Annotated in this window: 15 protein-coding genes and 1 pseudogene; 3 read left to right on the plus strand and 13 right to left on the minus strand. The window is 70.5% G+C overall.

Annotated elements, in window-relative coordinates:
- Positions 1-4: 4 nt before the first annotated feature.
- The 11 genes from ABZ079_RS18285 to uvrC form a co-directional block, all read right to left on the minus strand.
- Positions 5-826, minus strand: a complete 822-nt coding sequence (locus ABZ079_RS18285) for an MFS transporter (RefSeq protein WP_356940452.1) — start codon at positions 824-826, stop codon at positions 5-7.
- 121 nt (positions 827-947) lie between these two features.
- A complete protein-coding gene (locus tag ABZ079_RS18290) occupies positions 948-1,283 on the minus strand; it encodes an RNA polymerase-binding protein RbpA (protein WP_003957010.1) in 336 nt (111 codons plus the stop codon).
- Between the two features lie 215 nt (positions 1,284-1,498).
- A complete protein-coding gene (secG, locus tag ABZ079_RS18295) occupies positions 1,499-1,729 on the minus strand; it encodes a preprotein translocase subunit SecG (protein ID WP_356940667.1) in 231 nt (76 codons plus the stop codon).
- 114 nt (positions 1,730-1,843) lie between these two features.
- Complete coding sequence (gene tpiA / locus ABZ079_RS18300; RefSeq protein ID WP_356940453.1) at positions 1,844-2,620, minus strand: triose-phosphate isomerase; 777 nt, start codon at positions 2,618-2,620, stop codon at positions 1,844-1,846.
- 5 nt (positions 2,621-2,625) lie between these two features.
- Positions 2,626-3,837, minus strand: coding sequence for a phosphoglycerate kinase (locus tag ABZ079_RS18305; RefSeq protein ID WP_356940454.1), 1,212 nt, complete (start codon positions 3,835-3,837; stop codon positions 2,626-2,628).
- A 134-nt stretch (positions 3,838-3,971) separates the two neighbouring features.
- The gene (gene gap, locus ABZ079_RS18310) at positions 3,972-4,979 is read right to left on the minus strand and encodes a type I glyceraldehyde-3-phosphate dehydrogenase (RefSeq protein WP_356940455.1); all 1,008 of its coding nucleotides are present in this window, start codon (positions 4,977-4,979) and stop codon (positions 3,972-3,974) included.
- A 297-nt stretch (positions 4,980-5,276) separates the two neighbouring features.
- On the minus strand, positions 5,277-8,231 hold the full coding sequence (locus ABZ079_RS18315) for a M14 family zinc carboxypeptidase (RefSeq protein WP_356940456.1): 2,955 nt from the start codon (positions 8,229-8,231) through the stop codon (positions 5,277-5,279).
- A 174-nt stretch (positions 8,232-8,405) separates the two neighbouring features.
- Entirely contained in the window at positions 8,406-9,395 is a 990-nt protein-coding gene (whiA, locus tag ABZ079_RS18320; RefSeq protein WP_145491577.1) for a DNA-binding protein WhiA, read from the minus strand.
- Positions 9,386-10,480, minus strand: a complete 1,095-nt coding sequence (yvcK, locus tag ABZ079_RS18325; RefSeq protein WP_356940457.1) for a uridine diphosphate-N-acetylglucosamine-binding protein YvcK — start codon at positions 10,478-10,480, stop codon at positions 9,386-9,388. Before yvcK ends, whiA begins: the two co-directional genes overlap by 10 nt.
- Entirely contained in the window at positions 10,477-11,493 is a 1,017-nt protein-coding gene (gene rapZ / locus ABZ079_RS18330; protein ID WP_356940458.1) for an RNase adapter RapZ, read from the minus strand. The genes yvcK and rapZ overlap by 4 nt, the downstream gene beginning before the upstream one ends.
- The gene (gene uvrC, locus ABZ079_RS18335) at positions 11,490-13,613 is read right to left on the minus strand and encodes an excinuclease ABC subunit UvrC (protein ID WP_356940459.1); all 2,124 of its coding nucleotides are present in this window, start codon (positions 13,611-13,613) and stop codon (positions 11,490-11,492) included. The genes rapZ and uvrC overlap by 4 nt, the downstream gene beginning before the upstream one ends.
- A gap of 590 nt (positions 13,614-14,203) precedes the next feature.
- On the opposite strand from uvrC, the gene ABZ079_RS18340 reads away from it, so the two are divergent.
- Positions 14,204-15,151, plus strand: a complete 948-nt coding sequence (locus tag ABZ079_RS18340; RefSeq protein WP_356940460.1) for a hypothetical protein — start codon at positions 14,204-14,206, stop codon at positions 15,149-15,151.
- 152 nt (positions 15,152-15,303) lie between these two features.
- Here the strand turns inward: ABZ079_RS18340 and ABZ079_RS18345 are convergent, their stop codons facing one another.
- Complete coding sequence (locus ABZ079_RS18345; protein WP_356940461.1) at positions 15,304-15,732, minus strand: Rieske (2Fe-2S) protein; 429 nt, start codon at positions 15,730-15,732, stop codon at positions 15,304-15,306.
- Between the two features lie 454 nt (positions 15,733-16,186).
- Here ABZ079_RS18345 and ABZ079_RS18350 point away from each other — a divergent pair.
- Both ABZ079_RS18350 and ABZ079_RS18355 read left to right on the plus strand, forming a co-directional pair.
- A pseudogene (locus ABZ079_RS18350) lies at positions 16,187-16,435 on the plus strand (substrate-binding domain-containing protein); the annotation flags it as partial.
- Entirely contained in the window at positions 16,432-17,343 is a 912-nt protein-coding gene (locus ABZ079_RS18355; RefSeq protein WP_356940462.1) for a carbohydrate kinase, read from the plus strand. The pseudogene ABZ079_RS18350 and the gene ABZ079_RS18355, both read left to right, overlap by 4 nt.
- A 227-nt stretch (positions 17,344-17,570) precedes the next feature.
- On the opposite strand, the gene uvrA is transcribed toward ABZ079_RS18355, so the two are convergent.
- Positions 17,571-20,597: an excinuclease ABC subunit UvrA gene (gene uvrA / locus ABZ079_RS18360; RefSeq protein ID WP_356940463.1), complete on the minus strand. Its 3,027-nt coding sequence runs from the start codon at positions 20,595-20,597 to the stop codon at positions 17,571-17,573.
- Positions 20,598-20,686: the final 89 nt, after the last annotated feature.

Genomic DNA, 20,686 nt, shown 5'->3' on the forward strand with positions numbered 1-20,686 from the left:
TTGATCAGCCCATGGGACGAGCGGTCACGACGCTGTCCTCATGCGCGACAACAGGTACGTCGGGCTTGCCGGCCGGTATCAGCGCGGTGACGGACAGAACGACGCCGATGTTGCACAGGGCGGTGGCGGCGCACAGGCCGCGCAGGGCCCCGTCGCGCCACAGGGTGCGCAGTCCGCCGGCGATCTCCCGGCGCAGGGTGCTGCCCGCCGGTCTCGGCTCTCGCCCGGGCGCACCGGTGCGCAGGGAGGCGACCAGGGCGCCCGCCAGCAGGAAGGTGGCCGCGTCGGCCGCGAACGGGGCGGCGGTTCCAGCGGCGAGCAGCAGCGGCACCACCGGCGCTCCGAGCAGACCGCCCGCGACTCGCTGCCCGGTCAGGAGGCGGGCGTTGGCACTCCCGAGGGCCTCGGCATCCACCAGGGCGGGCAGCAGGGCCGTGGCGGCGTTGTCGAAGAGGGTTTCCAGGGCGGTCAGGGTGAAGGCCAGCGCGATGAGCAGGGCGATCGAGGCGTGCCCGAGGGCCACGGCAGCCGCGACACCGGCGACGAGCAGCGCTCGTACCGCATCGACCGTCCACATCGCGCGCCGCTGGTCGACGCGGTCGGCGAGCGCTCCACCGAACAGGCCGAAGACGAGCCAGGGGAGATAACCGCAGGCGGCCACGGCCGCGATGAGCAGGGGCCGGTCGGTCAGCGAGGCGGCGAGCAGCGGCAGCGCGGCCCTGCGCAGCGCGTCACCGAAGCTGGACAGCACGGCGGCGCTCCACAGCCGCCCGAAAGCCCCGCGCCACACGGGCGTACGCCGCTCCCCCGTCTCGACCGCCGCCATGACTCCCCCTCGCGGTTCTCGCCTTCACGAAAACCGTAGAGGGCACCACTGACAATCGGTCGGCCCCGAGTGGCGGATACGGCTCCGGCCAGGCGCCCGCAAGTACCCGGCCGGTGAAGTCCTAGATCTCGCCGCGCAGTTTGGCGAGCGCCTCGGCGAGGATCGCCTCGCCGTCCGCGTCGCTGCGCCGCTCCCGTACGTACGCGAGATGCGTCTTGTACGGCTCGGTGCGCGGCGGGTCCGGCGGGTTGTCCCGGTCCTGACCGGCCGGGAAGCCGCAGCGCGGACAGTCCCAGGTGTCGGGAACCTGAGCGTCGCTGGCGAAGCTCGGCTGCGTCTCGTGCCCGTTGGAGCACCAGAAGGAGATGCGCAGACGGGGCGCGGACTCGCCGCGCTCGGCCTCGCCCATCGGCCCCGCACCGACCCGGCTACCTCGGATCGCGTTGCCACTTGCCACGGTCGTAACTCCCTGCGTGATGGTGCCGCGAAGCGAGACGGCGTTCCGCTTCGCTGCGAGCGCCTCAGTCTACGTAAGGCCCAACGCGCGTCCAGTGATTGGAGTTACAACCCCCACACGTAGACGCAAGCCCCATGATAGGCGGCGCTCCGGAGCGCGTACCGGACATGGGGCCTTACGTACGGAATGTGCGTGATGTACGTGCCGTTCGGGTGTCAGCTGTTCGTCTTCATCAGGAGGCCGAGGACGATGATGCACGCGAACCACAGCAGGCCGATCACGATGGTGATCCGGTCGAGGTTGCGCTCGGCGACGGAGGAGCCGCCGACGGACGACGCCATGCCGCCACCGAACATGTCGGAGAGGCCGCCGCCCTTCCCCTTGTGCATCAGCACCAGCAGCATCAGCAGCAGGCTGAAGACGATCAGGGCGATCGAGAACCCCAAAACCACGGCTGGACCAACTTCCTCGGATAAGGATGGACGACGGGGGCACAGCACCTCGGCTGTGCCCCCGCAAGGGTACGACGTATCGCCGCTACCGCCTACTCTCAGCCCTGGTCACTGATCGCGGAAACGCACGATCTTGACGAACTCGTCGGCGTCCAGCGAGGCACCGCCGACCAGGGCGCCGTCGATGTCGGCCTGGGCCATGATCTCCGCGACGTTGCCCGACTTCACGGACCCGCCGTACTGGATGCGGACCTTGTCGGCCACGTCCTGGGAGTACAGCTCGGCGATCTTGCCGCGGATGGCGGCGCAGACCTCCTGGGCGTCCTCGGCGCCGCAGACCTTGCCGGTGCCGATGGCCCACACGGGCTCGTAGGCGATCACGATGGACTCGGCCTGCTCGGCCGGGAGGTCCTTCAGGCCGCCCTCGACCTGGGTGAGGGTGTGGGTGACGTGGTTGCCCGCCTCGCGGACGTCGAGTTCCTCGCCGACGCACAGGATCGGGGTGAGGCCGTGCTTGTAGGCGGCCTTGACCTTGGCGTTGACCAGTTCGTCGGTCTCGTTGTGGTACTGGCGCCGCTCGGAGTGGCCGATCGTCACGAAGGTGCACTTCAGCTTGGCCAGCATCGAGCCGGAGATCTCGCCGGTGTAGGCGCCCGAGTCGTGCTGCGAGATGTCCTGGGCGCCGTACTTGATCCTGAGCTTGTCGCCGTCGACCAAAGTCTGCACGGAGCGCAGATCGGTGAAGGGCGGCAGGACGGCGACCTCGACGGCCTCGTAGTCCTTGTCGGCCAGGGCGAAGGCGAGCTTCTGGACGTGCGCGATGGCCTCGAGGTGGTTGAGGTTCATCTTCCAGTTGCCCGCCATCAGCGGCGTGCGCGTGCTCATTGAGGTCAGTCCTCCAGTGCGGCGAGGCCGGGGAGCGTCTTGCCCTCGAGGTATTCGAGGGAGGCGCCACCACCGGTCGAGATGTGGCCGAATGCGTTTTCGTCGAAGCCGAGCGTACGCACCGCCGCGGCGGAGTCACCGCCGCCGACGACGGTGAAGCCGTCCGAGCCGACGAGAGCCTGGGCGACCGCCTTGGTGCCCTCGGCGTAGTCGGGGTGCTCGAAGACGCCCATGGGACCGTTCCAGAAGACGGTCTCGGCGTCGGCGAGCTTCGAGGCGTACAGCTCCCGGGTCCGCGGGCCGATGTCCAGGCCCTCCTGGTCGGCGGGGATCTTGTCCGCGTCGACGACGGTGTTCTCGGTCGGCGCCTTGGCCTTCAGGTCCGGGAACTCCCGGGAGACCACGACGTCGACGGGGAGCAGCAGCTCGACGCCCTGCTTCTCGGCGCGCTCCATGTACTCCCGGACGGCCGGGACCTGGTCCTCCTGCAGGAGGGAGATGCCGACCTCGTATCCCTTGGCCTTGAGGAAGGTGTAGGCCATGCCGCCGCCGATGAGCAGGCGGTCGGCCTTGCCGAGCAGCTGGTCGATGACGGCGAGCTTGTCGGAGACCTTGGCGCCGCCGAGCGCGACCACGTAGGGGCGCTTGACGTCCTCGGTGAGCTTCTTCAGGACGCCGACCTCGGTGGCGATGAGGTGGCCGGCGTAGTGCGGGAGCCGGGCCGGGAGGTCGTAGACGGAGGCGTGCTTGCGGTGCACGGCGCCGAAACCGTCACCGACGTAGACGTCGGCGAGGGCGGCCAGCCGGTCGGCGAACGCGCCCCGCTCGGTGTCGTCCTTGGAGGTCTCGCCGGGGTTGAAGCGCAGGTTCTCGATGACCGCGACCTGGCCGGGCTGGAGGCCGTCGACGGCGTCGTGGGCGGCGGGGCCGACGGTGTCCTGGGCGAAGGCGACCGGGGCGCCGAGCAGTTCACCGAGGCGCTCGGCGGCGGGCAGCAGGGAGAAGGCGGGGTCCGGGGCACCCTTGGGGCGGCCCAGGTGCGAGGCGACGACCACCTTGGCGCCCGCGTCCGCAAGGGCCTTGACGGTGGGCAGGACGGCGCGGATACGGCCGTCGTCGGTGATCGTCCCCTCGGCCAGCGGCACGTTGAGGTCGGCGCGGACGAAGACCCGCTTGCCGCTCACGCCGTCGGCGAGAAGTTCGTCGATCGTCTTCATTGGGTGGACTCCTGAGGAGGGCTCGTGGTGCACCTGATCGTAAAAGGACGTGGTCCGTACGTGGGACAGGGCCCGGACAGCGCGACGGTGCGCTGCCCGAGCCCTGCTCTCACTTCAAGGTCCTGCTTCGGCGATCAGAACTGGTTGCCGACGAAGACCGTGAGGTCGACGAGGCGGTTGGAGTAGCCCCACTCGTTGTCGTACCAACCGATGACCTTCACGTTCTTGCCCTCCTGGACCATGGTCAGGGAGGAGTCGAAGGTGCAGGACGCCGGGGAGTTGACGATGTCGGAGGAGACGATCGGGTCCTCGGTGTACTCGAGGAGGCCCTTCAGCTCGCCCTCCGCGGCCTTCTGGAAGGCGGCGTTGATCTCTTCCTTGGTGACCTCGCAGGACAGCTCGAGGACGAGGTCGGTGACGGAGCCGGTCGGGACCGGGACGCGCATGGCGATGCCGTCCAGCTTGCCCTTGAGCTGCGGGAGGACCAGGGCGGTGGCCTTGGCGGCACCGGTGGTGGTCGGGATGATGTTCTCGGCGGCGGCACGGGCGCGGCGCAGGTCCTTGTGCGGGAAGTCCAGGATGCGCTGGTCGTTCGTGTACGCGTGCACCGTGGTCATCAGACCCTTGACGATGCCGAAGTTCTCGTCGAGGACCTTCGCCATCGGGGCCACACAGTTGGTGGTGCAGGAGGCGTTGGAGATGACGTTGTGCTGCGCCGGGTCGTACTTGTCCTGGTTGACGCCCATCACGATGGTGATGTCCTCGTCCTTGGCCGGAGCCGAGATGAGGACCTTCTTGGCGCCACCGGCGAGGTGCTTGGCGGCGTCCTCGCGCTTGGTGAAGATGCCGGTCGACTCGATGACGATGTCGACGCCCAGCTCGCCCCAGGGGATGTCGGCCGGGTTGCGCTCGGAGAGCACCTTGATGGTGTGGCCGTCGACGGTGATGGTGTCGGCGGTGTGGGAGACCTCCTGCTTGAGGCGGCCCAGGATCGTGTCGTACTTCAGCAGGTGGGCGGTGGTCGCCGTGTCACCCAGGTCGTTGACAGCCACAACCTCGATGTCTGCACCCTGCTCGAGCAGTGCGCGGAAGTAGTTACGGCCGATGCGGCCGAAGCCGTTGATGCCTACGCGGATCGTCACGAACCGATCTCCTCGTTGGTACGCCGGCCATGCGGTGCCGGCGAGCTGTATTTGGGATGTCCCCGACCACCCCCGACCCTACCTCTCTGAGGCCCCCGAGGTGACATCGAGATGCCGCATAGAGGGCAGGCGGTCCGTACCCACCAGTAGGGGTACGGACCACCAGGGATCGGCAATGGCTTCACCCGTATTTGTTATGGAATGCGGCCCCTTATTGACGCCGTTGTCACTCTTTCGTGAGCGGGTCGGCTCACCTGTCGAGTGCCCGTTCCGCGCACCGTTGAGAGGGGGTTCCGCTCACCTGTCGAGCGAGGCGAACGCCTTCCTCAGCAGGGCCGCCCGGTCGGCCGCCGACGGCACCTGTTCCAGGCCGAAACCGAGCAGCACCGTGTCGTCCGTGGCGACCGCTCCGTATGTCTGGAACAGGGTTCCGGTGCGCGTCCAGTCCTTCAGTACCGCCGGGCTGCCCGCGGGCGGTCCGGCCGGCTTCCAGACACCCAGGGACGACTCGAAGCCCTCGGTCTGCCTCGACGTACCACCGACGACCAGCGAGGCGTCGTCAACGAGGACGCCGTGGCCTCCGCTGCCCGGGTCGGTGATGTAAGCGATCGACACCTCGACCGGCTTCCCGGCGTAGGCGCTCAGGTCGAAGCCGACCTGCTGCCAGCCGGTGGAGCTGCCGGTGAGGCTGTGCCACGAGCCGGTGGTGCCGGTCGCGGTGCACGCCGTGCCCGCGAGCGTCAGATAGTGCTGGAGCCACGGGTGCTCACCGATCAGGAAACCGGCCCCGCACTCGGCCGGCACGGCCGTCTTCGTGGCACCCGAGGCCTCCGGAAGGGTCGTCCAGTCGTCGGCGCCCACGGTGTGCGCCTCGACCACCGCGTGGTCGTAACCGGGTTCGGTGTCCCACAGCAGCCGGGTGCTCAGGGTCGGCTTGTCGGCGGCGCTGACCCCGGTGAGGTCGATCGTGCGGGTCAGGCGCTTGTAGGCGTCGTCGGTGTGCACCGCGGCGGCCATGGCCGAGCCGGCATACGGCCCGTACGGGTTGACGGTCCCGGCGAACCGGCCCGCGCCCGCGCTCTTGAACTGCGGGTACGTGGCCACCGGCAACTCGTCGGAGGTGACGCCGTAGGTGCCGGCCTTGTCCAGCGGGTTGCCGGGCGCGTCCCCGAGGGAACCGGTGAAGCCGCCGAGGGCACCGGAGCCGGTGAAGCCGGTGGCCCCCTTGGTCGAGGTACGGCTGTAGGCGCCCAGGTAGTACTGACTGAAGTCGTCGGACAGGGTGCCGTCACCGAGGTCGACGGCGCCGCCGGCCAGCTCGCCCGCCTCGATCAGCCTGCCGCCCTCGTTGAGGTAGGCGCGCAGCTGGAGCTGGGTGGCATGGCCCGGGCCCTTCGCGCCGGAGTAGTGCACGACCGTCCGGAAGTGCTTCAGCACGCCGAGCGCGTCCGGGACGCCCTGGGTGGCCACGTCCCACACGATCGCCCGGTGTCCGGCCCCCTTCAGCGCGTCCACGTACGTCTGGGCCTGCGCGGAGGCCGTGCCCTCCTCGGCGACCACGAGGGTGTCGGCCCTGGGCCGCTCGGCGACGGTGTAGGTGAAGTGGGCGCCGGCGACCTTCTTGCCGCTCTTCGTCTCACCGGTGAACCACACCTCGACCTCGTCGCCCGGCTCACCGTCCTGCACCTTGGCCCGGTACTCACCGAAGTAGAGGTCGTCCTCACCGCCGTAGGTCCGTCCGCCCTTCCAGGGCTTCAGCGCCTGGTCGAGCGTACGGCCGCCGTTGACGCGGTACTTGAGCTCCTTGTCCCGGATCGCCTTGCGGACGACGACCGAGACCTCCTGGTCCGCGCCCCGGGAGTACGACGTGGAGAACGCGCCCGGGGTGAAGTCGGCGGCGCTCAGGCCGACCGGGGAGGCCGGCTTGTCCGGGTGGGCGGCGGTCTCGGCGACGGAGAGCGCGAACGGGATGTTCTTCACGAACTCCTGCTGGATCAGCTTCTCGTCGTCGGGGAAGTTGAAGACCGACTGACAGTCCGCGGGCTTCCAGGCGTCGTTCGGGTCGAGGTCCGACGCGGTCTGGCAGGTCGACATCTCCGGGGTGAACATCGCCATGCCGTTGACGTTCGACGCGTGGCCGTCCGCCTCGCCGTTGGTGGTGTACAGCTCCGAGGAGACCTGGGGGTGGTAGCCCGGGACGGCGGAGTTGCCGGGGGTGCCGGCGAGCGCCTTGTACAGGACGTCGTCCGGGGTCTCGGTCGCCACCTGCCAGCCGACGCCGTAGAGGAGGAGTTCGGCGGCGGAGTGGTAGTTGATGCCGAAGGTGAAGCCGATGCGCTTCTCGAAGCCGTCCAGCGCCCGGGTCTCGGGCTCGGACGCGGGGCTCGCGCCGCGGTAGGTCTGGCTGGTGGGGTTGGGGGACGAACCCTCGTCGTCGTAGCCCCACTTGTAGGCGAAGTTGCGGTTGAGGTCGACGCCGTCGCCCGTGCTGATGACGCCGTCGCCGTTGACGTCCCGCAGGTTCTTGCGCCACAGCCGGGTGCCGGAGTTCTGGAAGGTGTGGTCGTAGCCGTCGGGGTTGGCCGAGAGCACGAACCACAGCTCGGTCGAGTCGACGATCTTCTTGATGCGTTTGTCGGTCTTGTAGTGGTCCAGGTAGTGGTGCAGCAGCCGCCGGGTCATCTCCGGCGTGATCCACTCGCGCGCGTGCTGGTTGGACAGATAGAGCACGGACGGCTTGGAGCCGTCTTTCGACTTCTTCGCGTTCTTGGTCAGTTTGAGCGCGAGGATGTCCTGGCCCTTGATGGTCTTGCCGATGGACTCGACCTTGGTGAGGCCGGGGTTGGCCTGGGCGGTCCGCAGGAGCTCCTCCCGGAGCCCACCGCTTCCGCTGTACGGGCGGAACACGCCCTGCGCGGCGTCCGCCACGCGCGCCTCCGCCTTGGCCGACAGGGCGTGCTCGGTGAGGTCGACGCCCTGTTTCCGGAGCTTCGCCGCTTGTTTGTCGGTGAGGTAGACCTCGACCTCGGTCTTTCCGCCTGCCGTGGTCTGCTCGCCGAGTTCATGGCCGTCCTGTCCGGCCTTCAGGAGCAGGGGTATCTGCTTCTTCGTGACGTCGGCGCGGAAGACCTTGACCTCGTCCGGGTCGGACTGCGCCGGGTTTCCGTTCTGTGCCTGGGCGATGGGTGCAAGGCTCGCTCCGCCGATCAGAAGCGCGCCGACAGCGAGGATCGATCTCGCTCTGTGTCTCATGAACCCCCCTAGCGGTGGTCCGCCGCAGTGGCGAACAGGTTGCCAGGCTCATGTCACTTCATGATCGAGTCAAGAGCGCCTCATGGACACCTGAACGAGGGTCACGAGGGTGCGGAAACGCCGGTGCCGACGGGCTCGAGTGGCCGTCGGCACCGGCGTATCGACGCGGAGCGGTCAGCCGACCAGGTTGTCCGCCAGCTCCTCGGAGAGGTTGGCCTCCGTGCCCGGGATACCCAGGTCGGAAGCGCGCTTGTCGGCCATCGCCAGCAGACGGCGGATCCGGCCCGCGACGGCGTCCTTCGTCAGCGGCGGGTCGGCGAGCGCCCCCAGCTCCTCCAGGGAGGCCTGCTTGTGCTCCATGCGCAGGCGTCCGGCGGCGGCGAGGTGCTCGGGGACCTCCTCGCCGAGGATCTCCAGCGCCCGCTGCACCCGGGCACCGGCGGCCACGGCGGCGCGGGCCGAGCGGCGGAGGTTGGCGTCGTCGAAGTTGGCGAGCCGGTTGGCGGTGGCCCGCACCTCGCGGCGCATCCGGCGCTCCTCCCAGGCCAGCACGGACTCATGGGCGCCGAGCCGGGTCAGCAGCGCGCCGATCGCGTCACCGTCACGGACGACCACCCGGTCCACGCCGCGCACCTCACGGGCCTTCGCGGCGATCGACAGCCGGCGGGCGGCACCGACCAGCGCGAGCGCGGCCTCGGGGCCGGGGCAGGTGACCTCAAGGGAGGAGGAACGGCCCGGCTCGGTCAGCGAGCCGTGCGCCAGGAAGGCCCCGCGCCAGGCCGCCTCCGCGTCACACGTGGCCCCGGAGACCACCTGCGGGGGCAGCCCGCGGATCGGCCGGCCCCGGCCGTCCACCAGACCCGTCTGGCGGGCCAGCTGGTCACCGCCCGCGACGACCCGCACGACGTACCGCGAGCCGCGGCGCAGCCCACCGGGTGCCATCACGATCAGCTCGGAGCTGTGGCCGAAGATCTCCAGAATGTCCCGCTTGAGGCGGCGGGCCGCCATCGCGGTGTCCAGCTCCGCCTCGATCACGATGCGCCCGCTCACCAGGTGAAGGCCGCCGGCGAACCGCAGAATGGCGGAGACCTCCGCCTTCCTGCAGCAGGTCCGGGTGACGGGGAGCCGGGAGATCTCGTCCTTCACCGCTGCCGTCATCGCCATGGGCCGATCCTTCCATGCATCCGAAAAATACGGTCGTACGCGGCGGCCAACAGCTCCGGGTCGTGCCGGGGGCTTCCGTCGGTCCGGGCCACCGGCGCCAGCTCGACCGCGGCTCCCAGCCGCTTGGCGGCCTCGGTGAGCGAGTCACGGTCGGGCACGGCGGCCTTGTCGGCCAGCACCACGTCCAGGGCGAGTTTAGGGGCGTGTCGCCCCAAAACCTCCAAATGACGCTGCGGGGAGAAGCCCTCGGTTTCTCCCGGCTGCGGAGCGAGGTTCAAGGACAGCACCTTGCGCGCCTTGGTCTGGGTGAGGGCGTCCAGCAGCTCGGGCACGAGCAGGTGCGGGATGACCGAGGAGAACCAGGAGCCGGGACCGAGCACCACCCAGTCCGCGTCCAGGACGGCGGCGACGGCCTCCGGGACGGCGGGCGGGTCGTGGGGCACGAGATGCACGGACTGCACCTCGCCGGGTGTGAGGGCGACGGTCGCCTGTCCGCGCACGGTGTCCACGTCGTCCGGGCGCTCCGGGTCGTGCCCCCTGACCAGGGCCTGCAGCTCCAGCGGCACGGCGGACATGGGCAGTACGCGCCCGTGCGCGCCGAGCAGCTTGCCGACCAGGTCCAGCGCCTGCACGTGGTCGCCCAGCTGCTCCCACAGGGCGACGATCAGCAGGTTTCCCACCGCGTGGTCGTGCAGGTCGCCCTGGGAGTGGAAGCGGTGCTGGATGACCCGGGACCAGGTCTGCCCCCAGTCGTCGTCGCCGCACAGCGCGGCCAGCGCCTTGCGCAGATCGCCGGGCGGCAGCACGCCCAGTTCGTCACGCAGCCGGCCGCTGGAGCCGCCGTCGTCGGCCACGGTGACGACGGCGGTGAGGTCGCCGGTGATCCGGCGCAGCGCGGCGAGCGAGGCGGACAGGCCCATGCCGCCGCCGAGGGCGACGACCTTGGGCTGGGCGCCCCGGCGGCGGGCCCGCCCGCCGCGGGCCTCGATGGGCCGCGCCGCCCGGGCCTCGGCCGTCGCGCGGTTCGCGCGCCCTTCCGGCACCACCCGGCGCAGCCTGCTCAGCCGCGGTGTACGTTCCGTCATTCCCGTCCCATGTCCCGGTGTACGACCACCGTTTCCACGCCCTCGGCCGCGAGGCGCGCGGCGAGCTTCTCCGACATCGCGACCGAGCGGTGCTTGCCGCCGGTACAGCCGATGGCGATGGTCACATACCGCTTGCCCTCGCGCCGGTAGCCGGCCGCGATGAGCCGCAGCAGTTCGGCGTACCGGTCCAGGAACTCCTTCGCGCCGGGCTGGTTGAAGACATAGGCGGCGACCTCCTCGTTGAGGCCGGTGTACGGGCGCAGCTCCGGGACCCAGTGCGGGTTGGGCAGGAACCGCATGTCCGCCACGAGGTCGGCGTCGACCGGCAGGCCGTACTTGAAACCGAAGGACATCACGGTAGCCCGCAGCTCGGGCTCCTCCTCGCCGGCGAACTGGGCGTCCATCTTGGCGCGCAGCTCGTGCACGTTGAGGCTGGAGGTGTCGATCACCAGGTCGGCGTCGCCGCGCAGCTCGCGCAGCAGCTCCCGCTCGGCGGCGATACCGTCGACGATGCGGCCGTCGCCCTGCAGCGGGTGCGGGCGGCGCACCGACTCGAAGCGGCGCACCAGGGCCTCGTCGGAGGACTCCAGGAAGACGATCCGCCGGGTGACGTTCTTCGCCTCCAGGTCCGCGAGGGACTCGCGCAGATTGTCGAAGAAGCGGCGGCCGCGTACGTCCACGACGACCGCGATCCGCGCCACGTTGCCCTGGGAGCGGGCGCCCAGCTCCACCATGGTGGGGATGAGCGCGGGCGGGAGGTTGTCCACGACGAACCAGCCGAGGTCCTCCAGACACTTCGCGGCCGTCGACCGGCCCGCTCCGGACATGCCGGAGATGATCACCAGCTCGGGGATGGCCGCCTCGGGGACCCCGGCTGTCTCGTTGCCCGTACTCACCTGTGCTCCGTTGTCCTGGCCCGTGTCCTGGCCGGCGTTGTGCCGGACGACGTCGTCGCCCGTGTCGCTGTGCGTCTGATCTCGCCGCGTGGTGGGTTGTGCGTCGTGCTCGGTCATGTCTCCTGCCCCCGTCGTTCGTCCGGGACGCCCGCGGTCACGGGCTCCCCCGAGGAACCCCCCGTCGTATCGGGTTCCTCATCCTCAATGATCTCTCCGGTCGCCGTGTTCACGGCGGGTGCGGCCGGGGTCGCCAGGGCGAGGGCCGCGGCGATGGTCTCGGCCGTCTTCCGGCCTATTCCGGGCACTTCCTGGATCTGCTCGATTGTGGCGGACCGCAGCTTCTTCACCGAGCCGAAATGCTTGATGAGCGCCTGTTTACGGGTCTCGCCGAGGCCGGGGACGTCGTCCAGCGGGCTGGACCGGAAGCGCTTGGCGCGCTTGGCGCGCTGGTAGGTGATCGCGAAGCGGTGGGCCTCGTCGCGGACGCGCTGGAGCAGGTAGAGACCTTCGCTGGTGCGCGGCAGGACCACCGGGTCGTCCTCGCCGGGCACCCAGACCTCCTCCAGGCGCTTTGCGAGACCGCAGACGGCGATGTCGTCGATGCCCAGTTCGTCCAGGGCGCGCCGGGCCGCCGCGACCTGCGGCCGACCACCGTCGACGACGACGAGCTGGGGCGGGTAGGCGAACTTCTTGGGGCGGCCGTCCTCCTCCTTGAGGGCGCCGATGATCCCGTCGTCCTTGAGGCCGCCGGTCATCGCGTCCGGAGCGGTGAGCGTGCTGTCGCCGTCGATGAGGGCATCCCCCGCGCCGACCCCGTCGGCCCACTCCCCCGTCTTCTCCTTCTCGGCGAGGTAGCGCCTGAAGCGGCGGGTGATCACCTCGTGCATGGAGCGGACGTCGTCCTGCCCGGCGAAGCCCTTGATCTGGAAGCGCCGGTACTCGCTCTTGCGCTGCAGGCCGTCCTCGAAGACGACCATGGAGGCCACCACGTCGTCCCCCTGGAGGTGCGAGATGTCGTAGCACTCGATCCGAAGCGGGGCGCTGTCCAGGTCGAGGGCCTCGGCGATCTCCTCCAGCGCGCGCGAGCGGGTGGTCAGGTCGGAGGCGCGCTTGGTCTTGTGTAGTGCGAGGGCGTGCTGGGCGTTGCGCTGCACGGTCTCCATGAGCGCCTTCTTGTCGCCCCGCTGCGGGATGCGCAGCGAGACGTTCGCCCCGCGGCGGCCGGTCAGCCACTCCTGGACCGGCTCGACCGGCTCGGGCAGCGCCGGGACGAGGACCTCCTTGGGGACAGCGTCCCCGGTCTCCTCGCCGTACAGCTGCTGCAGCGCGTGCTCGACCAGGGCGCCGGTGGTGACCTCCTCGACCTTGTCGGTCACCCAGCCGCGCTGGCCGCGCACCCGGCCGCCGCGCACGTGGAAGATCTGCACGGCCGCCTCCAGCTCGTCCTCGGCGACGGCGATGAGGTCGGCATCGGTCGCGTCGGCGAGCACGACCGCGTTCTTCTCCATGGCCCTCTTCAGGGCCTCGATGTCGTCGCGCAGGCGGGCGGCCCGCTCGTACTCCATCTCCTCGGCGGCCTCCATCATCTGCTTCTCCAGACGGCGGAGGTAGGTACCGGTGCGGCCCGCCATGAAGTCGCAGAACTCGTCGGCCAGCTCCCAGTGGTCCTCGGGGGCGATCCGGCCGACGCACGGGGCGGAGCACTTGCCGATGTAACCGAGCAGGCAGGGGCGGCCGGTGCGAGCGGCGTTCTTGAAGACTCCGGCCGAGCAGGTGCGCACCGGGAAGACGCGCAGCAGCAGGTCGACGGTGTCCCGGATGGCCCACGCGTGCGCGTACGGACCGAAGTACCGGACACCCTTCTTCTTGTGACCGCGCATCACCTGCACGCGCGGGAACTCCTCGTTCATCGTCACCGCGAGGTACGGGTAGCTCTTGTCGTCGCGGTACTTGACGTTGAACCGGGGGTCGTACTCCTTGATCCAGGAGTACTCCAGCTGCAGCGCCTCGACCTCCGTGGACACCACGGTCCACTCCACGGACGCGGCGGTGGTCACCATCGTCCGGGTGCGCGGGTGCAGGTTCGCCAGGTCCTGGAAGTAGTTCGCCAGGCGCTGGCGCAGGCTTTTCGCCTTTCCGACGTAGATCACCCGGCGGTGCTCGTCACGGAACCTGTACACCCCGGGGGAGTCCGGGATCTCACCCGGCCTGGGGCGGTAGCTGGAGGGGTCGGCCATGTCTCACACCCTACTGGCGAGCACCGACACCACGTCCGGCCCGTGGACTGACGCCCCCGCCCCTACGGTCCACCGCCCGGGGCCGTGAGCGGGAGGACCGTTCCGGTCGCCTTCCCACGGCACGGCCACGCCGGCGCCTGAGCAAGCGTGGCGTGGACGCCATCCCGCCGGGATGGCCGCGGACGCCGTCTGGCCGGGATGGCCGCGGACGCCGCCCGGCCCGCAGCCCGCCCGGCCCGCAGCCCCGGCCTCGATTCGACCCGCACGTGCGGCCAGGCGCGGCCCTGGCCGCTGTCCGCGCCGCCCTCGGAGCGGCCCCTTGCCCGCGGCCCTGGGGAACCCGCACCGACCTCGCCGCCCGCCCGGGTACGGGCATGGTCCGGCCAGGAGTGCGCTGCGGCCGAGTCAGAGGTGTTGTCGGGGTCTGGTCAACACGCTTCAATGCACGGGAACTCGGTGCCGTGCACGCGCGCGGACGGGCGCGGCGTGCGCAGCTACGGGCGTCCACAGCGCCCACGGGGGTGGGCCCCGCTCACCCGCGCAGACGGGCTGACCAGCCGTTGTGAAACCTCACAGGAAGGCCTCTCGGCATGCGCCATGCCACAGAGCACGCGGACGTCCCCATCGCGGAGCTGGACACGGCCCTGAGGGGCGGCCCCTTCCATGTGGCGCTGCGCGCCGCGATCGCCGCACGCGGGCTGCCGCTCCAGCGCGTCCAGCACCATCTGTCGCGGCACGGGGTCAAGGTCGGCGTGACCAGTCTGAGTTACTGGCAGCAGGGTGCACGCCGCCCACAGCGCCCGGAGTCGCTGCGCGCGGTACGGGCGCTGGAGGAGATCCTCCAGCTGCCGGACGAGTCACTGATCCGGCTGCTCGCCGAGGCAGACGAGCACGCGGTGGCCGGCCGGCCGGCGAGCCGGTCGTACCGGTCCCTGGTCGAGGCCTCTGACGTCGTGGACCGCCTCCGGGCCGAGCTGGGCTGGTCCCTCGACGGCGGACTGCACACCCTGTGCCACCACGAACGCGTCCGGATCGGCGCCCGGCACGAGCTGGTGGGACGCGAGGCGCACCACATCGTGCGGGCTCACCGCGACGGCGTCGACCGCTTCGTCGCCGTGCACCACGGCGACCCCGGCAGCAGCCCGCGCGACATGCGGGTACGGGCCCTGGAGAACTGCCGCACGGGTCGTGTCCGCTGGGACCAGGACACCGGCGTGCTGCTGGCCGAGCTGCTCTTCGGCACCCGGCTCCGCTCCGGCGACACTTTTCTCTTCCGGTACGGCATCGACGACGGCACGGCCGGGATCTCCCGCGAGTACCTCCACCGCTTCGGCTTCCCCGGCGGGCAGTACGCCCTCCAGGTGCGTTTCGATGCGGCCGCGTTGCCGGCGCGCTGCCACCGCTTCACCCAGCACTCGCCTGCGGCCCCGCGCAGCGGCCGGCAGGAACTGTCCGTCACGTGGCCGCACCGCTGCGTCCATGTGGTCGAGCCGCGGATACGGCCGGGCATCGTGGGCATCGCCTGGGAGTGGGAGTGAGCGAGCCCGTGCCACTTGCCCGTTGATCTCACTGAGGCCGCGCCCCGATGTCCCAGAGGTCACGCCCCCGTCGCACCGACGGTGGGTGTGCGGCCGGGCAGCGCAACGCCGGCGGCATGGCGCGTGGCCGGGGTCTCCGCGCTCCTCTCCGGTCAGGCGGCGGGGCCGGCGACGATCCTGCCGTTCGCGGCCTTCACCGACAGTCCGGTCAAGGGCTCGGTGGCAGGCGCCTGGACCACTTCACCCGTCACGGCGTCGAACCGACTTCCGTGGCAAGGGCAGATCAGGATCGTTCCCTGCAGTTCGTTGATGGGGCACCCCGCGTGCGTGCAGATGGTGCTGTACGCCCTCAGGGTGCCGTTTCCGTCACGGCTGACCACCACGTTGTGGTCCCGGTAGAGCTTGGCACCGCTCTTCGGGACCTCGTTCTCGGCGCCGAGGTCGACCGGCGCGGTCGGGGTGGCCGCAACCGGGACACCGTTGCCCGGAGCCGAGCACGCGGCCAGGCCGAGCCCGACGACCGGGGCCGCGGCGGCCCCTCGAAGGACGGTGCGGCGGCTGGTGGACGGACGGGCGGGCATCTGGGACTCCATGGGTCAAAGAGGTAGGCGGGGCGACGATACCCGGGCAGAAGGGCCGGTACGGGGGCGGGGCGGTGAGGGCGCGGTAGCCGAGGCCGTCGGGGAGACGGCCCCGCGGGGAGAGACGGCGGACCCTGGCGGGGGGATGGTGGGCCCGGCGGGGGACGCAGGTTCCGGCCGAGGCGGAGTTCCGGGCGGAGACCGAGGCTTGCCGGGACGGGTGACGTAAACGCTTGCGTAAGCGTTTACGCGCGGTCGGTCGATGAGATACCTTCCCGGCCGGAAGACCCCTAGGGAACCGAGAGGCGGACCAGTCCCGGAGCGGACCCGCATGCCGCCTAAGCCGGACTCGGCCGAGCAGGACGGCCCGGACGACCGGGGAGAGGGGGACAGGGTGCCCACCATGGCGGATGTCGCCCGGTGCGCCGGAGTCTCCGTGGCGACGGTCTCCCACTTCGCCTGGGCCGACCTGTTCTCGCCCCGGCTCACCGCCGTCGCCCAGCCCGGCAGGGAGCTCGGCGCCACGGCCGTCCGGGTTCTCCTGGGCCGCCTGGCCGAGCCGGACCGGCCGGCCCGGACGGTGCGGCTGCCGAGCGCGTTCGTGCACCGCGCCTCGTGCGGGTGCCCGGAGGAGCCGGCCGGGACGGAAGGGTCCGGGCCGACCGCATCATCCACGTTGCCCGAGAAGGGAACCGCCTCGTGATCGTCGTCGCCGGTGAGGCACTGATCGACCTGGTGCCGCAGGGCCCCGGCGCCCTCGCGGACCTGAAGCCGGCGCTCGGCGGCGGCCCGTACAACACCGCCGTGGCCCTCGGCCGGCTCGGCTCCCCCACCGCCTTCTGCTCCCGGACGTCGTCCGACGCCTTCGGCGAGGCCCTGCTCGACGGGCTGCGGCGGGCCGGCGTCGACGTGTCGGGGGTGGCACGCGGTCCGGAGCCCACGACCCTTGCCGTGGCCACGATCGATGCCGACGGCTCGGCCGCGTACTCCTTCTACGTCGACGGCACCGCCGACCGCCTGTTCACCGCCCCGGCCGCTCTCCCCACCGGCACGCGCGCTGTGTCCTTCGGCACCTGCTCGCTCGTCCTGGAACCGGGGGCGAGCGCCTATGAGGAGCTGATGCGGACGGCGGCCGGGCAGGGGCTTTTCACCGCACTGGACCCCAACGTCCGGGCGGGACTGATCCCGGACGCGGACGCCTACAGGGCGCGTTTCAAGAGCTGGCTGCCCTCGGTGACGCTGCTGAAGCTCTCCGCTGAGGACGCCGCCTGGCTGGGCGGCACCCCCAGCGAGTGGCTGGCCGCGGGTCCGTCGGCCGTCGTGGTCACCCGGGGCGGCGAGGGCCTGACCGTGTTCACCCGGGACGGCGCGGAGCACTCCGTTCCGGGTGAGAAGGTCGACGTCGTGGACACCATCGGCGCCGGGGACACGGTGAACGCGGCCTTGCTGCACGGGCTGTCCGCCCAGGATGCGCTCTCGCCGCAAGCACTCGCGGCCCTCGGGACGGAGGGCTGGACGCGGTTGCTGCGCTTCGCGGCACGCGCGGCGGCGATCACCTGCTCGCGGGCGGGAGCCGAGCCGCCGTACGCGGCCGAGCTGGGTGAGTGGTGAGCGATCTGATTTCCCTGTGGTCCTGTCAAGGTGCGGCCGGACGCGCGGTCGAGGGACCTGCCGAACCGTCGCGCCGGGCTGGCTGACGGTGGAACGAGCGGCGCCCCGCGGGGAGTTCCCGCGGGGCGCCGATTCTTCGATGGTGTGTCAGGCATGGGCCCCGGGCGGCGACTTTCGGCCGGTGTCGGCGCCTGTGCCGGGGGTCGGGCCGGCCGGTGCCGGCCGCCTCAGGCCTTGCGGGCCCGCGTCGTCTTCTTCGCGGGCGTCGCCTTCTTCGCGGCCGAGGCGGCCTTCTTCGTCGCCGTGCTGTTGGCCTTGGCCGTCACCGTCTTCTTCGCCGCTGACTTCGCCGCGGCCGTCTTCCTCGTCGTCGTGCCGCGCGGCACCTTCACGGGTTCCGCGTCACTGATGCGGTCGGCGCCGAGGATCTCGCGCAGGAACTTGCCGGTGTGGCTCGCCGGGACCCCGGCGACCTCCTCGGGCGTTCCCTCGGCGACCACCAGGCCACCGCCGCCGCCTCCTTCAGGACCCATGTCCACGATCCAGTCGGCGGTCTTGATCACGTCGAGGTTGTGCTCGATGACGATGACCGTGTTGCCCTTGTCGACCAGGCCGCCGAGGACCGCCAGCAGCTTGCTGATGTCCTCGAAGTGCAGACCGGTGGTCGGCTCGTCCAGGACGTAGACCGTGCGTCCGGTGGACCGCTTCTGGAGTTCGCTGGCAAGCTTCACCCGCTGGGCCTCACCGCCGGACAGGGTCGTCGCGGACTGGCCGAGGCGGACGTAGCCGAGGCCGACGTCCTTCAGCGTCCGCAGATGCCGGGAGATGGCCGGGACGGCCTCGAAGAAGTCGGTGGCCTCCTCGATCGGCATGTTCAGCACGTCGGCGATGGACTTGCCCTTGTAGTGGACCTCCAGGGTCTCCCGGTTGTACCGGGCGCCGTGGCAGACCTCGCACGGGACGTAGACGTCCGGGAGGAAGTTCATCTCGATCTTGATCGTGCCGTCGCCCGCGCAGTTCTCGCAGCGGCCGCCCTTGACGTTGAAGGAGAAACGCCCGGGCAGGTAGCCGCGAACCTTCGCCTCGGTGGTCTCGGCGAACAGCTTGCGGATGTGGTCGAAGACCCCCGTGTAGGTGGCCGGGTTGGACCGTGGGGTGCGGCCGATCGGCGACTGGTCGACGTGGACCACCTTGTCGACCAGGTCGTCGCCGTCCACGCGCGTGTGGCGTCCCGGGACGTTCCGCGCCCCGTTCAGCTCGCGGGCCAGGTGCGTGTACAGGATGTCGTTGACCAGCGTGGACTTGCCGGAGCCGGAGACGCCCGTGACGGCCGTGAACACACCCAGCGGGAAGGACACGTCGATGTCCTGCAGGTTGTTCTCGCGGGCGCCGTGCACGGTGAGCCGCCGGGACGGATCGCGGGGACGGCGCACGTCCGGAAGCGGGATCGACCTGCGGCCCGAGAGGTAGGCCCCGGTCTGCGACTCGGTGTTGGCGAGCAGTTCCTTCAGGGAGCCGCTGTGCACGACCTTGCCGCCGTGCTCACCGGCGCCGGGACCGATGTCCACGACCCAGTCGGCGACCTTGATGGTGTCCTCGTCGTGCTCCACGACGATGAGCGTGTTGCCCATGTCCCGCAGCCGGACCAGGGTCTCGATCAGCCGGTGGTTGTCCCGCTGGTGCAGGCCGATGGACGGCTCGTCCAGGACGTACAGGACGCCGACGAGGCCGGATCCGATCTGCGTGGCCAGGCGGATGCGCTGGGCCTCGCCGCCGGAGAGGGTGCCGGCCGCGCGGTTCAGCGAGAGGTAGTCCAGGCCGACGTCGACCAGGAAGCGCAGCCGCTCGTTGACCTCCTTCAGCACCCGCTCGGCGATCTTCTTGTCACGGGCGTTCAGCTTCAGCTCGCCCAGGAAGTCCGCGCAGTCGCTGATCGACATGGCGGAGACCTCGGCGATCGACTTCTCCATGATCGTGACCGCGAGGACGATCGGCTTCAGACGCGTGCCCTCACAGGACGGGCAGGGCACCTCGCGCATGTACCCCTCGAAGCGCTCGCGGCTGGCGTCGCTCTCGGCCTCGCTGTGCCGGCGCTTCACGAAGGGCACGGCGCCTTCGAAGGGCGTCGTGTACACGCGCTCACGGCCGTACCGGTTGCGGTACCGCACCTCGATCTGGGTCTTGTGGCCGTGGAGCAGGGCCTTCTTGGCGCGCTGGGGCAGGCCCGCGAAGGGGATGTCCGTGCGGAAGCCGAGCGCGTCGGCGAGGGCGCCGATCAGGCGGCCGAAGTAGTCCTTGGTGTGCCCGTGCGACCAGGGGTGGATGGCGCCCTCGTCCAGGGACTTGTCCTCGTCCGGGACGATCAGCTCGGGATCGACCTCCATGCGCGTGCCGATGCCGGTGCACTCGGGGCAGGCGCCGAAGGGAGAGTTGAAGGAGAAGGAGCGGGGCTCCAGTTCCTCGAAGGACAGGTCGTCGTACGGGCAGTAAAGGTGCTCCGAGTACATGCGCTCGCGCTCGGGGTCGCCCTCGGGGAGGTCCACGAAGTCGAGCACGACCATGCCGCCGGACAGGCCGAGGGCGGTCTCCACGGAGTCGGTGAGGCGCCGCTTGGCGGAGTCCTTCACCGTGAGGCGGTCCACGACCACCTCGATGGTGTGCTTCTCCTGCTTCTTCAGCGTCGGAGGGTCGGAGAGCTGGATGGTCTTTCCGTCCACGCGCGCGCGGGAGTAACCCTTGGTCTGCAGGTCCGCGAAGAGGTCGACGAACTCACCCTTGCGCTCGCGCACCAGCGGCGACAGCACCTGGAAGCGGCTCCCCTCCGGCAGCTCCAGGACCCTGTCCACGATGGCCTGCGGCGACTGGCGCGAGATCGGGCGGCCGCACTCGGGGCAGTGCGGCTTGCCGATACGCGCGAAGAGCAGACGCAGGTAGTCGTAGACCTCGGTGATGGTCCCGACCGTCGAGCGCGGGTTGCGCGAGGTCGACTTCTGGTCGATGGAGACCGCCGGGGACAGGCCCTCGATGAAGTCGACGTCCGGCTTGTCCATCTGGCCGAGGAACTGCCGGGCGTACGAGGAGAGCGACTCCACGTAACGGCGCTGCCCCTCGGCGAAGATCGTGTCGAAGGCCAGGGAGGACTTGCCCGACCCGGACAGGCCCGTGAAGACGATGAGCGAGTCACGAGGCAGGTCGAGCGAGACATTCTTCAGGTTGTGCTCGCGCGCGCCACGGACGATGAGACGGTCGGCCACGCCGGTCCGCACCTTTCTTGAGAGAAGTGACAGGGGCGGGGCCCCCGTACTTCTCCAGACTAGGGGGAGCCACTGACAACGCCGGTCGG

It is taken from the genome of Streptomyces sp. NPDC006314 (assembly GCF_040613075.1).
Classification (GTDB): domain Bacteria; phylum Actinomycetota; class Actinomycetes; order Streptomycetales; family Streptomycetaceae; genus Streptomyces.

Coding starts and splice junctions, on each gene's coding strand:
- ABZ079_RS18285 (WP_356940452.1), bottom strand. CDS start 826: ATGGCGGCGGTCGAGACGGGGGAGCGGCGTACGCCCGTGTGGCGCGGG.
- tpiA (WP_356940453.1), bottom strand. CDS start 2,620: ATGAGCACGCGCACGCCGCTGATGGCGGGCAACTGGAAGATGAACCTC.
- ABZ079_RS18305 (WP_356940454.1), bottom strand. CDS start 3,837: ATGAAGACGATCGACGAACTTCTCGCCGACGGCGTGAGCGGCAAGCGG.
- ABZ079_RS18315 (WP_356940456.1), bottom strand. CDS start 8,231: ATGAGACACAGAGCGAGATCGATCCTCGCTGTCGGCGCGCTTCTGATC.
- whiA (WP_145491577.1), bottom strand. CDS start 9,395: ATGGCGATGACGGCAGCGGTGAAGGACGAGATCTCCCGGCTCCCCGTC.
- yvcK (WP_356940457.1), bottom strand. CDS start 10,480: ATGACGGAACGTACACCGCGGCTGAGCAGGCTGCGCCGGGTGGTGCCG.
- rapZ (WP_356940458.1), bottom strand. CDS start 11,493: ATGACCGAGCACGACGCACAACCCACCACGCGGCGAGATCAGACGCAC.
- uvrC (WP_356940459.1), bottom strand. CDS start 13,613: ATGGCCGACCCCTCCAGCTACCGCCCCAGGCCGGGTGAGATCCCGGAC.
- ABZ079_RS18340 (WP_356940460.1), top strand. CDS start 14,204: ATGCGCCATGCCACAGAGCACGCGGACGTCCCCATCGCGGAGCTGGAC.
- ABZ079_RS18345 (WP_356940461.1), bottom strand. CDS start 15,732: ATGCCCGCCCGTCCGTCCACCAGCCGCCGCACCGTCCTTCGAGGGGCC.